The 15,072-nt window shown below is 65.2% G+C and carries 11 protein-coding genes; 4 read left to right on the top strand and 7 right to left on the bottom strand.

Annotation, left to right across the window (positions count from 1 at the left end; translation table 11 throughout):
• Position 1 precedes the first annotated feature (1 nt).
• The 4 genes from DM806_RS12370 to DM806_RS12355 all read right to left on the bottom strand — a co-directional run bounded on the left by DM806_RS12370 (position 2) and on the right by DM806_RS12355 (position 6,965).
• Positions 2-2,317, bottom strand: coding sequence for a TonB-dependent receptor (locus DM806_RS12370; RefSeq protein ID WP_179043501.1), 2,316 nt, complete (start codon positions 2,315-2,317; stop codon positions 2-4).
• A gap of 68 nt (positions 2,318-2,385) precedes the next feature.
• Positions 2,386-4,389 (bottom strand): TonB-dependent receptor, encoded by a 2,004-nt coding sequence (locus DM806_RS12365; protein WP_179043500.1) that lies wholly within the window; start codon positions 4,387-4,389, stop codon positions 2,386-2,388.
• A gap of 111 nt (positions 4,390-4,500) precedes the next feature.
• Positions 4,501-5,895 carry a porin gene (locus DM806_RS12360; RefSeq protein WP_179043499.1) on the bottom strand — a complete coding sequence of 465 codons (1,395 nt, stop codon included), beginning with the start codon at positions 5,893-5,895 and terminating at the stop codon, positions 4,501-4,503.
• A 113-nt stretch (positions 5,896-6,008) separates the two neighbouring features.
• Positions 6,009-6,965 carry a PQQ-dependent catabolism-associated beta-propeller protein gene (locus DM806_RS12355; protein WP_179043498.1) on the bottom strand — a complete coding sequence of 319 codons (957 nt, stop codon included), beginning with the start codon at positions 6,963-6,965 and terminating at the stop codon, positions 6,009-6,011.
• 147 nt (positions 6,966-7,112) lie between these two features.
• On the opposite strand from DM806_RS12355, the gene pedF reads away from it, so the two are divergent.
• The 4 genes from pedF (at position 7,113) to DM806_RS12335 (ending at position 11,076) form a co-directional block, all read left to right on the top strand.
• Positions 7,113-7,538, top strand: coding sequence for a cytochrome c-550 PedF (gene pedF / locus DM806_RS12350; protein WP_179043497.1), 426 nt, complete (start codon positions 7,113-7,115; stop codon positions 7,536-7,538).
• A gap of 4 nt (positions 7,539-7,542) precedes the next feature.
• Positions 7,543-8,415 (top strand): substrate-binding periplasmic protein, encoded by an 873-nt coding sequence (locus tag DM806_RS12345; protein ID WP_179043496.1) that lies wholly within the window; start codon positions 7,543-7,545, stop codon positions 8,413-8,415.
• Between the two features lie 97 nt (positions 8,416-8,512).
• The gene (locus tag DM806_RS12340; RefSeq protein ID WP_179043495.1) at positions 8,513-10,267 is read left to right on the top strand and encodes a methanol/ethanol family PQQ-dependent dehydrogenase; all 1,755 of its coding nucleotides are present in this window, start codon (positions 8,513-8,515) and stop codon (positions 10,265-10,267) included.
• Positions 10,268-10,281: 14 nt separating this feature from the next.
• Positions 10,282-11,076, top strand: a complete 795-nt coding sequence (locus DM806_RS12335; RefSeq protein ID WP_179043494.1) for a response regulator — start codon at positions 10,282-10,284, stop codon at positions 11,074-11,076.
• Positions 11,077-11,124: 48 nt separating this feature from the next.
• On the opposite strand, the gene DM806_RS12330 is transcribed toward DM806_RS12335, so the two are convergent.
• The 3 genes from DM806_RS12330 to DM806_RS12320 form a co-directional block, all read right to left on the bottom strand.
• Positions 11,125-13,380, bottom strand: coding sequence for a hybrid sensor histidine kinase/response regulator (locus DM806_RS12330; RefSeq protein WP_179043493.1), 2,256 nt, complete (start codon positions 13,378-13,380; stop codon positions 11,125-11,127).
• Positions 13,377-14,519, bottom strand: a complete 1,143-nt coding sequence (locus tag DM806_RS12325) for an FIST N-terminal domain-containing protein (RefSeq protein WP_179043492.1) — start codon at positions 14,517-14,519, stop codon at positions 13,377-13,379. The genes DM806_RS12330 and DM806_RS12325 overlap by 4 nt, the downstream gene beginning before the upstream one ends.
• Positions 14,520-14,598: 79 nt before the next feature.
• Complete coding sequence (locus DM806_RS12320) at positions 14,599-14,991, bottom strand: DUF779 domain-containing protein (RefSeq protein WP_179043491.1); 393 nt, start codon at positions 14,989-14,991, stop codon at positions 14,599-14,601.
• Positions 14,992-15,072 lie beyond the last annotated feature (81 nt).

Genomic DNA, 15,072 nt, shown 5'->3' with positions numbered 1-15,072 from the left:
ATCAGAATAGCGTCTTTACCCCCAGATACCAGCGGCGCGGCGCCCCCGGTCCATAGGCGCGCGGGTTGGATACGCCCGGCGCTTCCTCCAGGTCGATCTCGTCCACTTCGCTGAAGGTGCCGAAGGTCGCATAGCGCCGGTTGAAGGCGTTGCGCAGTTCGCCAAACAGGCTGACGCCCGGCACGATCGTCACGCTGCCGCGGAGATTGACCACGGCATAGCCGCGCAGCTTCGCCGTGTCGTTGCCCTCGTCCCCGACCAGATACTGGCCCGACCGCGCGATGACGTCGCCGCCGATCGACCAGCGCGCGGTCGCATAGTCCAGGCTCAGGGTCGCGCTATGACGCGGGACGCCGGGCAGCCGGTCGCCCTTCGCGATGGCGATCGTGCCGTCATCATCCGCCTCCGGGTTGGCGGGGCTGGAAAGGGTCAGCGGCGCGCGATAGGTCGCGTCGGTGAAGGCATAGCTCAGCGTGCCCGTGAACCCGCCACGCGACGCCTTGACGCTCGCTTCCACGCCCTGCCGCCGCGTGCTGCCGATATTCTGGAAATAGGCACGGCCGCGAATAGCCGAGGCGATATATTGGATATCGTTGCGGTTGCGCGTGCGATAGGCCGACAGCAGCCAGTCGAACCGTAAGCCGACCGTCTCGCCATGGCCGCTCGCCCCTGCTTCCCAGTTCTTGGCCACCACCTGCTTCACCGGCGGATCGGCGATGAAGAAGTTGGTCAGGCTGCACGGCGCATTCTCGTCGGCGCAGGAGAGTTCAGCCGGAGTCGGTGCGCGGTTGCTCTCCGCATAGCCCGCCCGCAGCGACAGCCCATCACTCACTTTATAGTCCAGTTCGACGCCCGGATTGAGCCGCTGGAAGCTGTGCCGGCCATTAAGCGCCGTGCCGATCTGATCCCGCAACACAATCCGCGCATGATTGTAGCGCAGCCCGACTTCGGCCGAGAGGCGGGAAGTGATCGGCAGGCGATCCTGCACGAATGCGCCCCAATAGTCGCTATGCGCGACCAGCCCGACGGGCGCGATCGCGCCATCCTGCTGCACGATCAGGTCGCCCAGCCCCTCGACGCTGCGATCCTTGGTCATCTCCCCCAGTTCGGTCGATGTGTCGAACCGGGTACGGCTGCTGTCGTAGCTGAAACCCAACGCGAAATGATTGTCGCCCGACAACAGAGGCCGCTCGTCGATGATCTGGAACAGCGCGCCCATCGCCCGCGTGTGCGTCCGCCCCCGGTTGAGTACGCCATAGCCTTCGCCGCCCAGCCTGTCCGCGATCGGATTGCCGGCGGCATCGGTCAGGACCGCCTGCTCCTCGTCATCGTCGCTGCCCACTGTTTCCAGACAGAGCAGGCCCGCCGCATCGTCATCCTCGCAGCCTTCTATGTCGGCCGCATCGCCATTGACCGTGCGCAGCGTCAATCGCTGGGCATAGAGCGTGCCTTCGATCCGGGTGCGATCGGACAGCGCGACCCACGGGTGCAGGCTCACCCTGCCGTAACGCGCCTGGCTGTTGTCGGGCCAGGTGAACACCGCCCTCCTGTCCGCCGCCAGCAATTCCACCGGCGCGACGCCATTCCCGGTCAAGTCAGTGTCGGCGCCGATCAGCTTCATGTGCAGCCCGCCGGTCGCGGTATCGAAGCCGAGGTCGAGATAGCCATTGTAAAGCGTCGAGGGCGAGAAGGCGCGCCAGCCATCGTCATGGCTGTACTGGAATGCGCCATAGGCGTTGAAATCGCCGCGCGCGAAACCGCCGGCGACGCTGGCCTCCCGATAGTCGAAGCGGCCGCCGGTCATGCTCGCCTCCAGCCCCGGATCGGACAGGCCCGTGCGCGTTTCGATCAGCATCGCCCCGCCCAGCGCATTGAGGCCATAGACCGGACTGGCGTCGAGCAGGCTGACCTTGCGGATCGCCGCTTCTGGGAGCAGGTCGAACGCCACCGTATCGCCGAAGGGCTGGTTGAAGCGCGCGCCGTCCAGATACACCGCCAATCCCTGCGCCTGTCCCTGCAAGGGGGATGCAGTAAAGCCGCGATAGAGAAGATTGGGCTGCCAGGGATTGCCCTGCGCGTCCTGCAGGGTGATGCCCGCGACAGTCCGGGTCAGCGCCCCCAGCAGGTCGGGCGTCCCGGCCCGGCCGATGTCCGCGCGCGTCAGCGTCAGCGCGTCATCGACATCGACCGCCCCGCCCGGCGCGGTCACGATGATGGCGCCGCGATCGGCGCCCCCCTCGTCAGGCGTCTGCGCGATCGCCTGCCCCGCCCATAGCATCGCCGTTCCGGCCAGAAGCGCCGTTGAAGCCCGCACCATCCTCTCCCCATTCTGTTGTGAAAACAGAGGCTAGGGAGAGGATGTTGCGACCTCCATTATACCTTGGGTCAGTGGCTGAAACTGACGCCGATCCATAGCGTGCGCGGCGTGCCGAGGTCGATCGAGCCACCGGCATTGCGGGTTACGATCTCCTCGTCGAACAGATTTTCGCCGCGCGCGACCAGCGTCACGCCATGGCCGATCGGCAGGCGGGCAATGGCATCGACCGTCAGCGCATCGGGCAGGACGTCGCTTTGCAGGTCATCCTCAAACTGATCCGCGACATAGCGCAGCGTCGCCGACAGCGACGGTCCCTGCTTTGGCGCCCAGGCGAGCGTGGCGCTGGCGGCATGACGCGGGCTTTGCGCCGGGGTGAAGCCGTCGAAGGCCGCGCCGGGCGCATGGACCGTGCTGTGGCTATAGGCGTAGGAGGCCGACAGGCGGAAATCGCCCAGCTCCGCCATTGCCGCCAGTTCGATGCCCTTGGCGACGATCCGCTCGACATTCTGCCGCTGGCGGGTGTTGGTCGCGATCGTCACATTGGCGATGGCATCGTCCAACCGGTTGTAAAAGGCCGTGGCCGACAGGCTGATGCCTTCGCCTGGGGTCAGATCGATCCCGGCTTCAACGCCCTTCAGTTTCTCGGGCGTCAGCGCCGCATTGGCCTGCGTCGTGATCGGGAAGACGACGAAGGGGCGGTAGAGTTCATTCAGCGTCGGCAGGCGGAACCCGCTATAGGCGGCCGCGCGCAGCGCCAGCGCGTCGCTGGCCTTGTAGAGTGCGCCCACCCGGCCCGACACTTCCCAGTCGGACCGGTCTGCATAGTCGCTGCCCGTCGCCGCGCCGGTCGCAGCGCTCACTTGCCGGTAGAAGCCGTTGCGGATCGTCCAGCGGTCCGCCCGCGCGCCGCCGGTCAGGACCAGTTTTCCGATACTCCAGTCATCCTCGACGAACAGGCCGGTCGTCCACTGGTCGCCGCCAGCATGACGCAGGAAGGTGCGCGGATTGGCCGCGACATTGGCGTTATAGGCGTCCTCATACATGTCGCCGGTCGCAAAGCGCGTATCCGCGCCGATGCGCAGCACATGGTCGGCGCCGACCGGCGGCCGCAGCTCGATCTTGCCGCCGACGCCGGTCGAGGGCGTGTTCCGCTGGTCGAGCGACTTGCGGAAGGTCGACGAGGAAATCACAATGTTCGAAAAGTTGCGCGCCTGGATATAGGCCAGCGCATCCACCTGCCACGGCCCGCGCGAGATATAGCGGATGCTGGCATCCTGTCCCTGGCTCATGCTGTCCGCGCCGCCAAAGCGCAGCGTGCGATTATCCTCGAACAGGGTGGCGCGGAACTGCAGTTCGGACGTGGCGCTGATCGGCGCGACCGCGCGCAAATTGGTCGACCAGCCATCATAGGCGGCTGGCACGGTTGCGGCGTTGCGCTGATCCTTGGGCGTGGTCTGGAACCCGTCGCCCCGGTCCCAGCGTCCCGACAGCGAAACATAGCCGCTGCCAAGGTCAGGCGTCACCGTCGCGGACAATTCGGTCGCGTCGCGGCTGCCGTAAAAGGCGCTGGCGGCGAAATCGGGTAGTTGGTCGCGCGTCGCGCTCGCCATTTCGATCGTGCCGGCAACCGCGCCGGCCCCGAACGCGCCGATGCCGCCGCCGCGCGTTACGCGCACCACAGACAGGCGTTCCGGGGCCAGCGCGCTGAATGGAATATAGCCGAAGAAGGGATCGGCGATCGGCACGCCGTCCAGCAGCATCAGCGTCCGGCTCGACGCATTGCCGCCCAGCGCGCGCAGCGTCGCGCCCTGATTGGACGGGTTGGACGACCGGCTGTCCGACCGGCGGAACTGCTGAAACCCGGCGACATCGCCCAGCACCGTTTCGATCCGTCCCGACGCACTGTCCATCAACCGCTGCCGGTCGATCACCACCGATCCATAGGCGGGCGTTCCCGGCGGCAGCTCCAGCCCCGTGCCCGTCACGACGATGGACGGTGCATCCCCCGGCGCTTCGGCCCAGGCGATGGTGGGAACGGTCAACAACAGAATGGACAGAAACGGCTTCTTCATGGCGCTCCCCTCGACTTGGCCCCCTTTTGTGGTTTGTCTCCGGTTTTGCAAATGGAAAGGGGCTGCATCTTCTTAGGATGCAGCCCCCGCCCCGTGACATTGGTCCTTGGGTCAGAAGAAGAGAATGGCGCCCGCCGCGATCGCGTCCGAACGGGCGCGGTTGCCGTTATGCGCTTCCGACCTGGTGTGGACATATTCGCTGAGCAGCGTCACCCAGCTGGTCAGCCCATAGCGCAACTGCCCGACCCAGCTGCTGTTCTTGTCGACCAGCGTCGGGTTGGCGATCGCGTCGACGCCATTGGCATAATCGAGATTGCTCTCGCCATAGCTGCCGCCGACCGAGACTTTGCCGAATGTGGCGAGGCCTTGCAGGTAGAAGCCGTGGCTGTCGCGTTTGTTGCCCAGCCCGTCGGTGTCGAACAGGTTGAGCGCCGTGGTGCCCAGTCCCGATGCGTCATAATAGGTGCCGACCATGGTCAGCGGCCCGACCGTCACCTTCGCACCCGCGTCCCAGCCCCAGCCGGTATAATCCGGCCCGGCGATCACATCATGCTTCTGCCGGATGCCCGCCGCCCAGAAGCGCGTCGCGATATCCCCGAACTTGCCGTCATAGACCAGCTTGCCCTGGAAGCCCGGCTCCTTGTTCGCTTCCTCCGGTCCGGTCAGCGAGGACAGTGGCTCGAAAATGCCGATGCTGGCCGTGAAGCCGCTGAAATTGGGCGTGGTATAGGTGATCTGCGGCTGGAAGTCGGTGTAGATATAGCCCACGCCGATCCGCCCCAGTGTCGTGTTGGACGGCGCGACATTGCCCGCCGGCGTGCCCGACGACAGCAGAGTGATGTCGTTCAATATCTGCTCCGACGCGAACAGGCCGATGTCGCGGCCGATCTTCACCTCGCCGAAGCCCGCCCGGCCGAAGGTCAGATAGGTCTGGCGGAAGTCGATGCCCGCTGTCTGAAGCCCGCGCGGATTGCCGGGGCTGTTCGCGCCGCCGCCGGTATAGCTGACCGAGTTGATGCCCGGATACATGCCGAAATGCGCGCCTACGTCCCAGCCGCCCTGATTGGTGGTGACGTCGAACTTCAGGAAGCCGGGCAGCAGGCCGTTGCGGATCGCCGAACTGTTGCCGCCAACCGTCGCCACGCCGCCGACGACGGCGTTGGTGGCATTGGGCGCTTCGCCATTGTCATGGACGTAGAAGCCGTTGACCGACCCCGACAGCTTGATCGTCACGCCGGCGACTTCCATGCCGACGCCGCTCTCGCTCATCCGCACGATCCGCTTGTCGTCCAGCGCCGCCGCAGCGGCCGATGCGGGCGGCGTGGCCGGCGCAGTGGCGACCTCCGCATTCTCGCTTTTCGACAATTCCTGAAATTCCTCGTCGGAGAGGATTCCCTTTTCGTGCAGTCGCTTCAGCAGATCGGCCGTCGTTCCGGCCATGACTGGCGTGGCGGTCGCACAAAGCAGCCCCATGGCCGCGCTCGCTAGGAGCAGCGTCCTTCCCATAACATCCTCCCTCTTATCGCGCCGGTAAAGCCCCCGGCTGGAGGGAGAGTGGGCTGAGCCGGTCAGGGCGGAAATTGAACTTAGGTTCTCCTCCCTTGGATCGGTGAGAAAGATCAGGGCGCGATGGCGATTCCCCACGGCGCCGTGCCGACCGCGACCGTGCCGACGACCTTCGCATTGGCCAGGTCGATCACGGACACATTGTCCGAAAGACCATTGGCGCTGTACGCTCTGGTCCCGTCGGCGCTCACCGCGACATGCCAGACGCGCTTGCCCACGGGCACATAGGCCCGCACCGTTCGGGTGGCGACATCGACCAGCGCGACATGATCCGCCCGTCCCAGCGCCACGATCGCGGTCCGCCCATCCGGCGTGAAACGGATGCCGCAGGGCAATATCCTGTGTGCGCCGACGCCCGGTATCTCGAAATTGAGCGTCGCGATGACCTTCTTCGTCGCCGTGTCCGCAATCTGGACCGTGCCACCCACCTCCGCCGCAATCCACAATTCCTTGCCATCGGCGGTGAACTCGACATGCCGGGGGCGCAGATCGGTGGGCGTCTCCTCGACCATTGCCTTCGACTTCAGGTCGATCCAGTTGACGACATTATCCTCCTCTGAGGTGACAGCGACCCACCGGCCGTCCGGGCTTTGCGCGACCCCTTCCGGCTCGCCGCCGACATCGACCTGGAACGCCACGCTCTTCGTCGCGAGGTCGATCGCGGTCAGTGCGGCTCCATCCTCATTGGCGACGAACAATGTCTCGCCGTCGCGCGAAAGAAAGAACTGCTCGGGATCTTCCCCGGACGGCAGTTCGGCGACGATCTTGCCCGTCGCCCGTTCGATCACCTGCACGGCATGGTCGGTGCTGGCGCAAAGATAGATATATTTACCGTCCTTCGACACGGTGATGCCGCGCGGACGCCCGCCCACCGACCATGTCGCGATCAGGGTCTGCGTCGCGGCATCGATCACCGACACGCTGTTGCCACGCTCGTTCGAGACGTAGAGCGTCTCGCCAAACGCTGTCCCCGGCAAGAGGAAAAGCCCCGCCAGCCATATGGATTTCATTGTCTTGCCCTTCCTCATTCCTCTCCTCCCAAGGGTCTAGTCGCCCTGCCCGGCGCGCGGGATAGTACCAATGGTCAATGGGGCCGAACACCGCACCAGCCTACACTCGCCAGCAACAGGGACAGATGCAGGGTGAGGATAGGGTAGATGAACAAGGGTCGCATGATCTTGCTGGGCGCCATGGTCCTATTGGGCGGCACCACCGCCGGCCAGTTGATGGCGCATGGCGACGTGGTGCCGCAGGCGGTGGATACGACCGCGCTGCCGGAAATCGGTCAGGACTGGCTGGAAAAGAACCCCTATAGCGGCAATGCCAAGGCGGTGGAGATCGGCCAGTCGGCCTATGGCCAGAATTGCGCGCGTTGCCATGGCCTCGACGCCGAAAGCGGCGGCATCGCGCCCGACCTTCGCTATCTGGAACTGGGCGAGACCGGCGACCAATGGTTCATGGAACGCTTCCGCCATGGTTCGGCCCATGATGGCAAGGTCTATATGCCGCCCTTCGGCGACGTGCTGGGGCAGAAGGCGGGCTGGGCGATCCGCGCCTGGCTCGAAACCAAGCACGAGGGTTGAGGCGATGTTGAGCCGGCGCGCTTTGTTGCAGGGTGCGGGCGCCATGGCGGTGGCGGGCGCCTTTCCTGCCCTCGCTCCAAATCCTGCAGGCGCCGCGCCGCTCGCCAGGGTCAGGGAATTGGGAACCCTTCGGGTCGCAGTCTACAGGGACAACCGCCCCTGGTCCTGGGAGAAGGACGGCAAGCTGGTCGGCATCGACGTCGACCTGGCAAAGGCGCTGGCAAGCAAGCTCAACCTGCGCGCCGACGTGGCGCAGATCACGGCCGACGAAAGCGTTGACGACGATCTGCGCAACGCGGTGTGGAAGGGCGGCCTGCTGGGCTTCATGCCCGCCGACATCATGCTGCACATTCCCTTCGACCGGACCTTTGCCGCTCGCAACGACCAGGTTGCGATCATCGCGCCCTATTATCGCGAGACATTCCAGTTCGCGGGGCGGCATGACGATATCGACTGCGACGCCCCGCCGGTCCAGTGGAAGGGCAAAAGGCTCGCCGCCGAACTGGACAGCATTCCCGACTTCTACCTGATCGGCGCGTTCGGTGGCGCACTGTCGAAAGACGTCACCCATTATATGAGCGGCGCGGAAGCCGTGAACGCGATGATCGACGGCAAGGCCGACGGCGTCCTCGCCAGCCGTGCCCAGATCGAGGCGGTGCTGCACGAACGCGGTGCCGGCGGCGTCGCGCGCCGTAAAATGCCCCTTCCCGCCTTCACCTCCGCCGGCTGGGACATCGGCCTTGCCGTCAAGGAAAACAGCCGCACGCTGGGCGACGCGATCGAGGAAATCATGAGCGGGATGGTCTCGTCGGGCGAGATGCAGGCGCTCTTCGCCGCGCATGGCGTCACCTACATGGCGCCCGTCGCCGCAGGCTGAACCGCCCGACCCAAGGTCCAATTGCTGCCTGCGCCAACGAGCATAGGCTGATTTTCGCAAGGGAATGCAGGCCATTCCCGAACAAGGGAGGATGATGATGAAGGGACGTATCCTGCGCTCGCTCGGCAGTGCCGCCGCGCTTGCGCTCGTCGTGGCGGGGGCGCCACTTTTGGCCCAGGGCGGTACTGCCGGACCAAATGACGCAGACCTGATGAACGACGCGGCCTCGACCGGCGACGTGCTGACCTATGGCATGGGCCCGCAGGCGCAGCGCTTCAGTACGCTCAAGCAGATCGACACGTCCAACGTGGCGAAGCTGGTGCCGGCCTTCGCCTCCTCGCTAGGCGGCGAGAAACAGCGCGGACAGGAAGCCCAGCCGATCGTCTATGACGGCACCATCTACGTCACCGGCAGCTATTCGCGCGTCTTCGCCTTCGACGCCCGCACGGGCGAGGAAAAATGGCAATATGACGCGCGCCTGCCCGAAGCGATCATGCCCTGCTGCGACGTCGTCAATCGCGGCGCGGCCATCTATGGCGACAAGATCATCTTCGCGACGCTCGACGCCCGTATCGTGGCCCTCAACCGCAACACCGGCAAGGTCGTCTGGAACAAGCAGATCGCCGATTACAAGGAAGGCTATAGCGCCACCGCAGCGCCGATTATCGTCAAGGGCATGGTCATCACCGGCAACAGCGGCGGCGAATTCGGCGTCGTGGGGGCCGTTGAAGCAAGAGACGTCAATACCGGCGAACTCATCTGGCATCGCCCGGTGATCGAAGGCCATATGGGAACGCTGCGGGGCAAGGATAACGGCATCACCGGCAAGACCAACGCCAGCTGGCAAGGCGACCTGTGGAAGACCGGCGGCGGCGCGACCTGGCTCGGCGGCACCTACGACCCGGAAACCAACCTGCTCTTCTTCGGCACCGGAAACCCGGCTCCCTGGAACAGCCATCTGCGCCCCGGCGACAATCTCTACACCAGTTCGACGCTGGCGATCGATCCCGACACCGGCCTCATCAAATGGCATTATCAGACCACGCCGCATGACGGCTGGGATTTCGACGGCGTGAACGAGTTCATTCCCTTCGACGCGACGATCAAGGGCAAGCCGATGAAGCTCGGCGCGAAGGCTGATCGCAACGGCTATTTCTACATACTCGACCGCACCAACGGGAAATTTATCAGCGCATCCAAATTCGTGATGCAGACCACCTGGGCCGACGGCATCAACCCCAAGACCGGCCGCCCCAACTATATCGAGGCAGGCCGTCCGCCCGCCCCCGGAACGGAAAAGGGCAAGCCCGTCTTCGCCTCCCCCTCCTTCCTTGGCGGCAAGAACTGGATGCCCATGGCCTACAGCCATGACACCGGCCTGTTCTACATCCCGTCCAACGACTGGGGCATGGACATCTGGAACGAAGGCATCGCCTACAAGAAGGGCGCCGCCTATCTGGGCGCGGGCTTCACCATCAAGCCGATCGCGGACGATCATATCGGCGTGCTCCGCGCGATGGACCCCAGGACCGGCAAGATCATGTGGGAATATAAGAACAAGGCGCCGCTCTGGGGCGGCGTGCTGACCACCGGCGGCAACCTCGTCTTCACCGGCACGCCGGAGGGCTATCTCAAGGCCTTCGACGCCAAAACCGGGCAGGAACTGTGGAAGTTCCAGACCGGGTCCGGCGTGGTCGGATCGCCCGTCACCTGGGAACAGGATGGCGAACAATATGTGGCGGTGATGTCGGGCTGGGGCGGCGCAGTGCCGCTCTGGGGCGGCGAAGTCGCCAAATCCTTCAAGGACATCAACCAGGGCGGCGCGCTCTGGGTGTTCAAGCTCGCAAAATAAGAGGGCTAACGGTCATGATCGTCATGGGACGCGGCAATCACGTGCATTCTTTCGGCTCGGGCCTTCCGCCGGAGGCGATGCGACTTGTCATGCCCCATGACTTGGCCGATCATTCTGGGCAGGGGCGGACGATGAATCACTATATGGGGGGCGACGCGATCATGGAGCGGGTGCTGATCATCGACGATCATCCGCTGGTCCGCGACGGCCTGCGCAGCGTGATCGCGATCAGCTTCGACAATATCGAGATATTGGAAGCCGCCAGCCTGGAAGAGGCGGTCGCCCTGCTGGAAAAGCAGGACAGTTTCGACCTGATCTTGCTCGACCTCAACATTCCCGACGTGCGGCGGCTGGATGGGCTGAAGCTGCTGCGCACCCGTTTCCCGATCCTGCCGGTCGTCATGGTGTCGGGCGCGTTCGACCGGGCCATCGTGCAGGAGGCGCTGGCGGCGGGCGCGGCCGGCTTCATCCCCAAGTCGCTGAAGCGCAGCGGCATCGTCGATGCGCTGCACCGCATCGTCGCGGGCGAGATCTACCTGCCCGAAACCATGGGCGACGCGCAGGCGCCTTCGCCCGAAGAGGATGAGATCATCCGCCGCATCGACACGCTGACGCCGCAGCAGCGCACGGTGCTCGCCCATCTGGTGCGCGGCCGGCTCAACAAGCAGATCGCCCATGACCTCAACGTCTCGATGACCACCATCAAGGCGCATGTTTCCGCGATCCTGCAAAAACTGGGCGTGTTCAGCCGCACCCAGGCCGTCATCAAGGCGAACATGGTGCATTTCCGGGCCGACGATCCGAACTGACAGGCTGCACTGCCGGTTGACTTGAGGGGAGGCAATCGCCTCCCTTTTTCACGTCATCATCGTCCGCAGCAAGGAACGGAGCTGCGCCGGCTTGACCGGCTTGTTGAGCAGCGCGATGGCCCGCGCATCGAGCAGCGCCTTCAGCGCCTCACCCCGATCCGCCGAAATCATGATCGCCGGCACCTGCGCGCCGAAATGCGTGTTGAGCCGGCTGATCGCAACGTCCCCCGTCTCGCCATCGTTCAGATGATAGTCGACCAGCACCACATCGGGCCGTTCGCCCGCGGGAAAGATCGCCGCCGCCTCGTCATAGCCGCCCGCCGTCGCCACGGTGCAGCCCCACCCCTCCAGCAAGGTGCGCATGCCGGTCTGGATGCTCCGCTCATTGTCGACGATCAGGATGGAAAGCCCGCGCATGCTCCGGTCGCGCGCCATGCCGTCGGCGCGTTCAGCCGTTTCGACCGCAGGCGTGCCGACCGGCAGGTCGATGGAGAAGGTCGATCCCTGTCCCGGCTCGGATTCCAGGCTGATCGCATGGCCCAGCATATTGCCCGCCCGCCGGACAATGGCGAGGCCCAGCCCCTTGCCCCCCTGCCGCGTATCGAAGCGACGAAACTCCTCGAAGATCAGCCCCTGCTTGTCCGGCGCGATGCCCGGCCCGGTATCGGCCACACTGACCCGGACACCGTCGGACCGTGTCGCGCACAGCAGCCGCACCGATCCCCGCTGGGTATAGCGGATGGCGTTCGACAGGAAATTCTGGAGGATGCGGCGCAGCAGCCGGACGTCCGAGCGTACCCACACAGGTTCGGCCTCGATTTCCAGCACCAACCCCGACGATCGGGCCATCGGCGCGAACTCGACGCGCAACGTCTCCAGCAACCGGTCCAGCCGGAAGTCGGCAATCTCCGGCTGGATGGCGCCCGCATCGAGACGACTGATCTCCAGCAATGCCTCCAGCAGATCCTCGACCGAATCCAGCGCGGTCGATGTCTGGCTGACAAGCGCGCGGGTCGGCAGGGCGAGCCGCCGGTCGCCCAGCGCCGCCACGAACAGCCGCGCGGCGTTGAGCGGCTGGAGCAGGTCGTGGCTGGCGGCGGCAAGAAAGCTCGTCTTGGACAGGTTCGCCTTCTCCGCGACCGTCTTGGCGTCCATCAGCTGCGCCTCGATCTCGCGCCGTTCGGCCACTTCCTCGGCCAACTGGCGATTGACCGCGACCAGTTCGCCGGTGCGTTCAGTGACGCGGCGCTCCAGCGTCTCGGCAGTTTCCTGCAGGCTGGTCTGGGCGCGCAGCATATCGGTCACGTCGGTGAAGCCGATCACCTGCCCGCCACCCTCCATCGCCTTGCTGCGCACCTCGAAACTGCGATCGCCACAGCGCACCAGCCGCTGCATCCGGTCGCCCGACACGCCGTTCCCGCGCCAGTCGAGGCAGCCGCCATCCTCCATCGCCAATTGCCCCCGGCACCAGGCCAGAAAGGCGGCATGACTGCCCAGTTCGGTGCTCCAGTCCTCCGGCAGCGTCAGCAGCCGCTGGAGCGCCTCATTCCAGGCGGCGATCCGCCCTTCGCCGTCGAACAGGCAGACGCCTTCGGAAAGATTGTCGAGCGTCGACTGGAGGACGATATTGCGCTCCGCCAGTTCGCGCGCCCGATCCCGCGCATCCTCTGCCTTGGCTTCGGTGATGTCGGTATAGATGCCGACGATCCCGCCCTCGCTCGTGCGCAGTTCGTTGATCTGCACCCAGCGGCCGTCGGCAAGCGCCTGGACATGCCCGCCATCGGCGACGCTGTGCCTCGCCAGCCGGTCCGACACCCATCGATCCGGCCCGACCAGCGCGCTCCTCGGCCGTTGATGGACGGCGGCGAGCTTCACGATCTCGTCGAAGACCATGCCCTCGCGTATCTGATCGGCGATCTCGGGCCAGAAGCCTAGATAGGCTTCGTTGAACAGGACCAGCCGATCCTCGGCGTCGAACAGCACGAAGCCCTCATTGATGGAATCGATCGCATCGCGCAGCCGCATCCGCGCGGCATCGGCGCTGCGATGCGCTTCGGCGATTTCGGCGTTGGCCTTCGCCAGTCGACCCAGCGCATCCTCCAGCTGCATAGTCCGCTCACGGACCATGGTTTCCAGCGAGATCGCCGTCTCGAACATGGAAAAGGCATTGCCGGCCAGGTCGCTGGAGCGCTCGACCCGATCCATCAGCGCGGCGTTGATCTTCCTGAGCTTGCGTATCTCGTTCCGCAGGCTTTCAACCTCCGGATCAATCCTGTCGGGCAAGGCGACGCCCCCGTCGCTCATCGTCCGATCGCCAGCCCGCTGAAGGTCTGGTTGACGTGCAGCGCATGATATTGCTCGCCATAGGTGTTGAAACCGATCACCCGGTTGCGGGCATAAAGCTCCGACACCGCCCGGCTGATCTGCCGCTGTTCGGCGTCGATCCGGTTGAGCACGCAATCGAAGGCGATGACCCGGTCGATCTGGCCGATATGCTGGCCGATATCCTCGAACAGGGCCTGCATCCCAGCGATCCGGTCGATCGGCTCGCCCACCGCCAGCACGATGCCCTCGTCGATCGCGCAGTAGAAGGTCAGGCTGCCGTCGGCATTGGCGCTCTGGATCGATCGGACATGATATTCGCCGCCCGCGCGCACCATCGGCGGATGCGCGGCGAAAAACTCGACGCCCAGCGCCTCGCCGGCATGCCCCGCCAGCCGCAGATATTCGCCCGCCGCCGGTTCGGCATCGATCTCCGTCACGACCCGGTCCTGCGGATCGGCGCCGGTGACTACCATCTTTTCCGCACTCGGCCGATAATGCTGGGCCTTGAAGACATGCATCGGCCGCGGCGTGGACAGGATCGCCACCACGGCGGCGCGGGCGTGGAAGCGGCCGCCCTCGAAGATCGCCGTTTCCCGAAACACCATGCCGTCACCCGACGATCCACCGATCAGCGCTATGTCGCCCAGCGCATCCTGGATCGTCATGGTCAGCAATTCCTCGCGGTGCGAGAGGCCATCGACCAGGAAGAGCGCCACATGGTTGACCTTGTCGCCCAGATGGCGGCTGTCGCGATCGGCCACCGCCGCGAGCGAGCGGATCGCCTCGCGCGCCGTCACCGGATCGAAATTCTCGATATCGTCGAAGCAATGCGACGTCAGGTGAAAGCCCGACGCGGGAAAGCCGATGACGCTGATACTGTCCTGGTCATAGCCCTGCTCGGTCAGCTCGCCCGAACTGGTGCAGCCGATCGTGACGATCCCCTCGCTGCGCCGGTTGATCGCGCGCGCCAGCGCCGTCCGGTCGAAACGGTGCGAACAGAACAGCATCATGCCCGCCAGCGGCTCGTCCCCGAAATGGGCGGCAATGTCATCCATCGCCTGCGCCGGGTCCGTGGCATGGCTGGATCCGAAGGCGATCGCCGAAGCCAGCAAGGTCATCCCATCTCCCCATTTGTCGTTATTTTCCTAACTTATGCCCTGTCTTGTGCAGGCTTGTCATCAAGCGATTTCCGACTATTCAGCCGCCTCTCGGAGGATTGCCGCCCGCCCGCAGCGCCGCATCCTCCTCGTCGGTGAAGACGCGCGAACGGACGATGAAACGCACGCCTTCCGGGCTTTCCAGCGACATGCCCGCACCGCGCCCCGGCACGACATCGATTGTCACCTGCGTATGCCGCCAATAATCGAACTGCGCCGCGCCGATCCAGACCGGGACATCCCCCATAACATGGCCCAGCAGCGCATCCTGCCCGCCGACCTTGAACTCGCCGCGCGGGAAGCACATCGGCGCGGACCCATCGCAACAGCCGCCCGACTGGTGGAACATCAGCGGCCCATGACGCTCCGTCAGCCGCGCGATTAGGTCATCGGCGGCCGGGGTGGAAAGTATGCGGGGCGGGATATCTTGCATGGCGATCCATTCCCGAAACAGGCGGTGGGCGGGTGCCCTTGGGCACCCGCCGGCAACGAAGACGCAGGGGAGAGGAAAGCG

The organism is Sphingobium lactosutens (assembly GCF_013393185.1).
GTDB lineage: Bacteria > Pseudomonadota > Alphaproteobacteria > Sphingomonadales > Sphingomonadaceae > Sphingobium > Sphingobium lactosutens_A.
Note: the sequence above shows the minus strand (reverse complement) of the source record. Positions and strands in the feature narration are given on the sequence as shown.

Excerpts from the sequence above, each read along its gene's own strand:
- DM806_RS12370 (WP_179043501.1), bottom strand. The coding sequence starts at position 2,317 with ATGGTGCGGGCTTCAACGGCGCTTCTGGCCGGAACGGCGATGCTATGG.
- DM806_RS12365 (WP_179043500.1), bottom strand. The coding sequence starts at position 4,389 with ATGAAGAAGCCGTTTCTGTCCATTCTGTTGTTGACCGTTCCCACCATC.
- DM806_RS12360 (WP_179043499.1), bottom strand. The coding sequence starts at position 5,895 with ATGGGAAGGACGCTGCTCCTAGCGAGCGCGGCCATGGGGCTGCTTTGT.
- DM806_RS12355 (WP_179043498.1), bottom strand. The coding sequence starts at position 6,965 with ATGAAATCCATATGGCTGGCGGGGCTTTTCCTCTTGCCGGGGACAGCG.
- pedF (WP_179043497.1), top strand. The coding sequence starts at position 7,113 with ATGAACAAGGGTCGCATGATCTTGCTGGGCGCCATGGTCCTATTGGGC.
- DM806_RS12345 (WP_179043496.1), top strand. The coding sequence starts at position 7,543 with ATGTTGAGCCGGCGCGCTTTGTTGCAGGGTGCGGGCGCCATGGCGGTG.
- DM806_RS12340 (WP_179043495.1), top strand. The coding sequence starts at position 8,513 with ATGAAGGGACGTATCCTGCGCTCGCTCGGCAGTGCCGCCGCGCTTGCG.
- DM806_RS12335 (WP_179043494.1), top strand. The coding sequence starts at position 10,282 with ATGATCGTCATGGGACGCGGCAATCACGTGCATTCTTTCGGCTCGGGC.
- DM806_RS12330 (WP_179043493.1), bottom strand. The coding sequence starts at position 13,380 with ATGAGCGACGGGGGCGTCGCCTTGCCCGACAGGATTGATCCGGAGGTT.
- DM806_RS12325 (WP_179043492.1), bottom strand. The coding sequence starts at position 14,519 with ATGACCTTGCTGGCTTCGGCGATCGCCTTCGGATCCAGCCATGCCACG.
- DM806_RS12320 (WP_179043491.1), bottom strand. The coding sequence starts at position 14,991 with ATGCAAGATATCCCGCCCCGCATACTTTCCACCCCGGCCGCCGATGAC.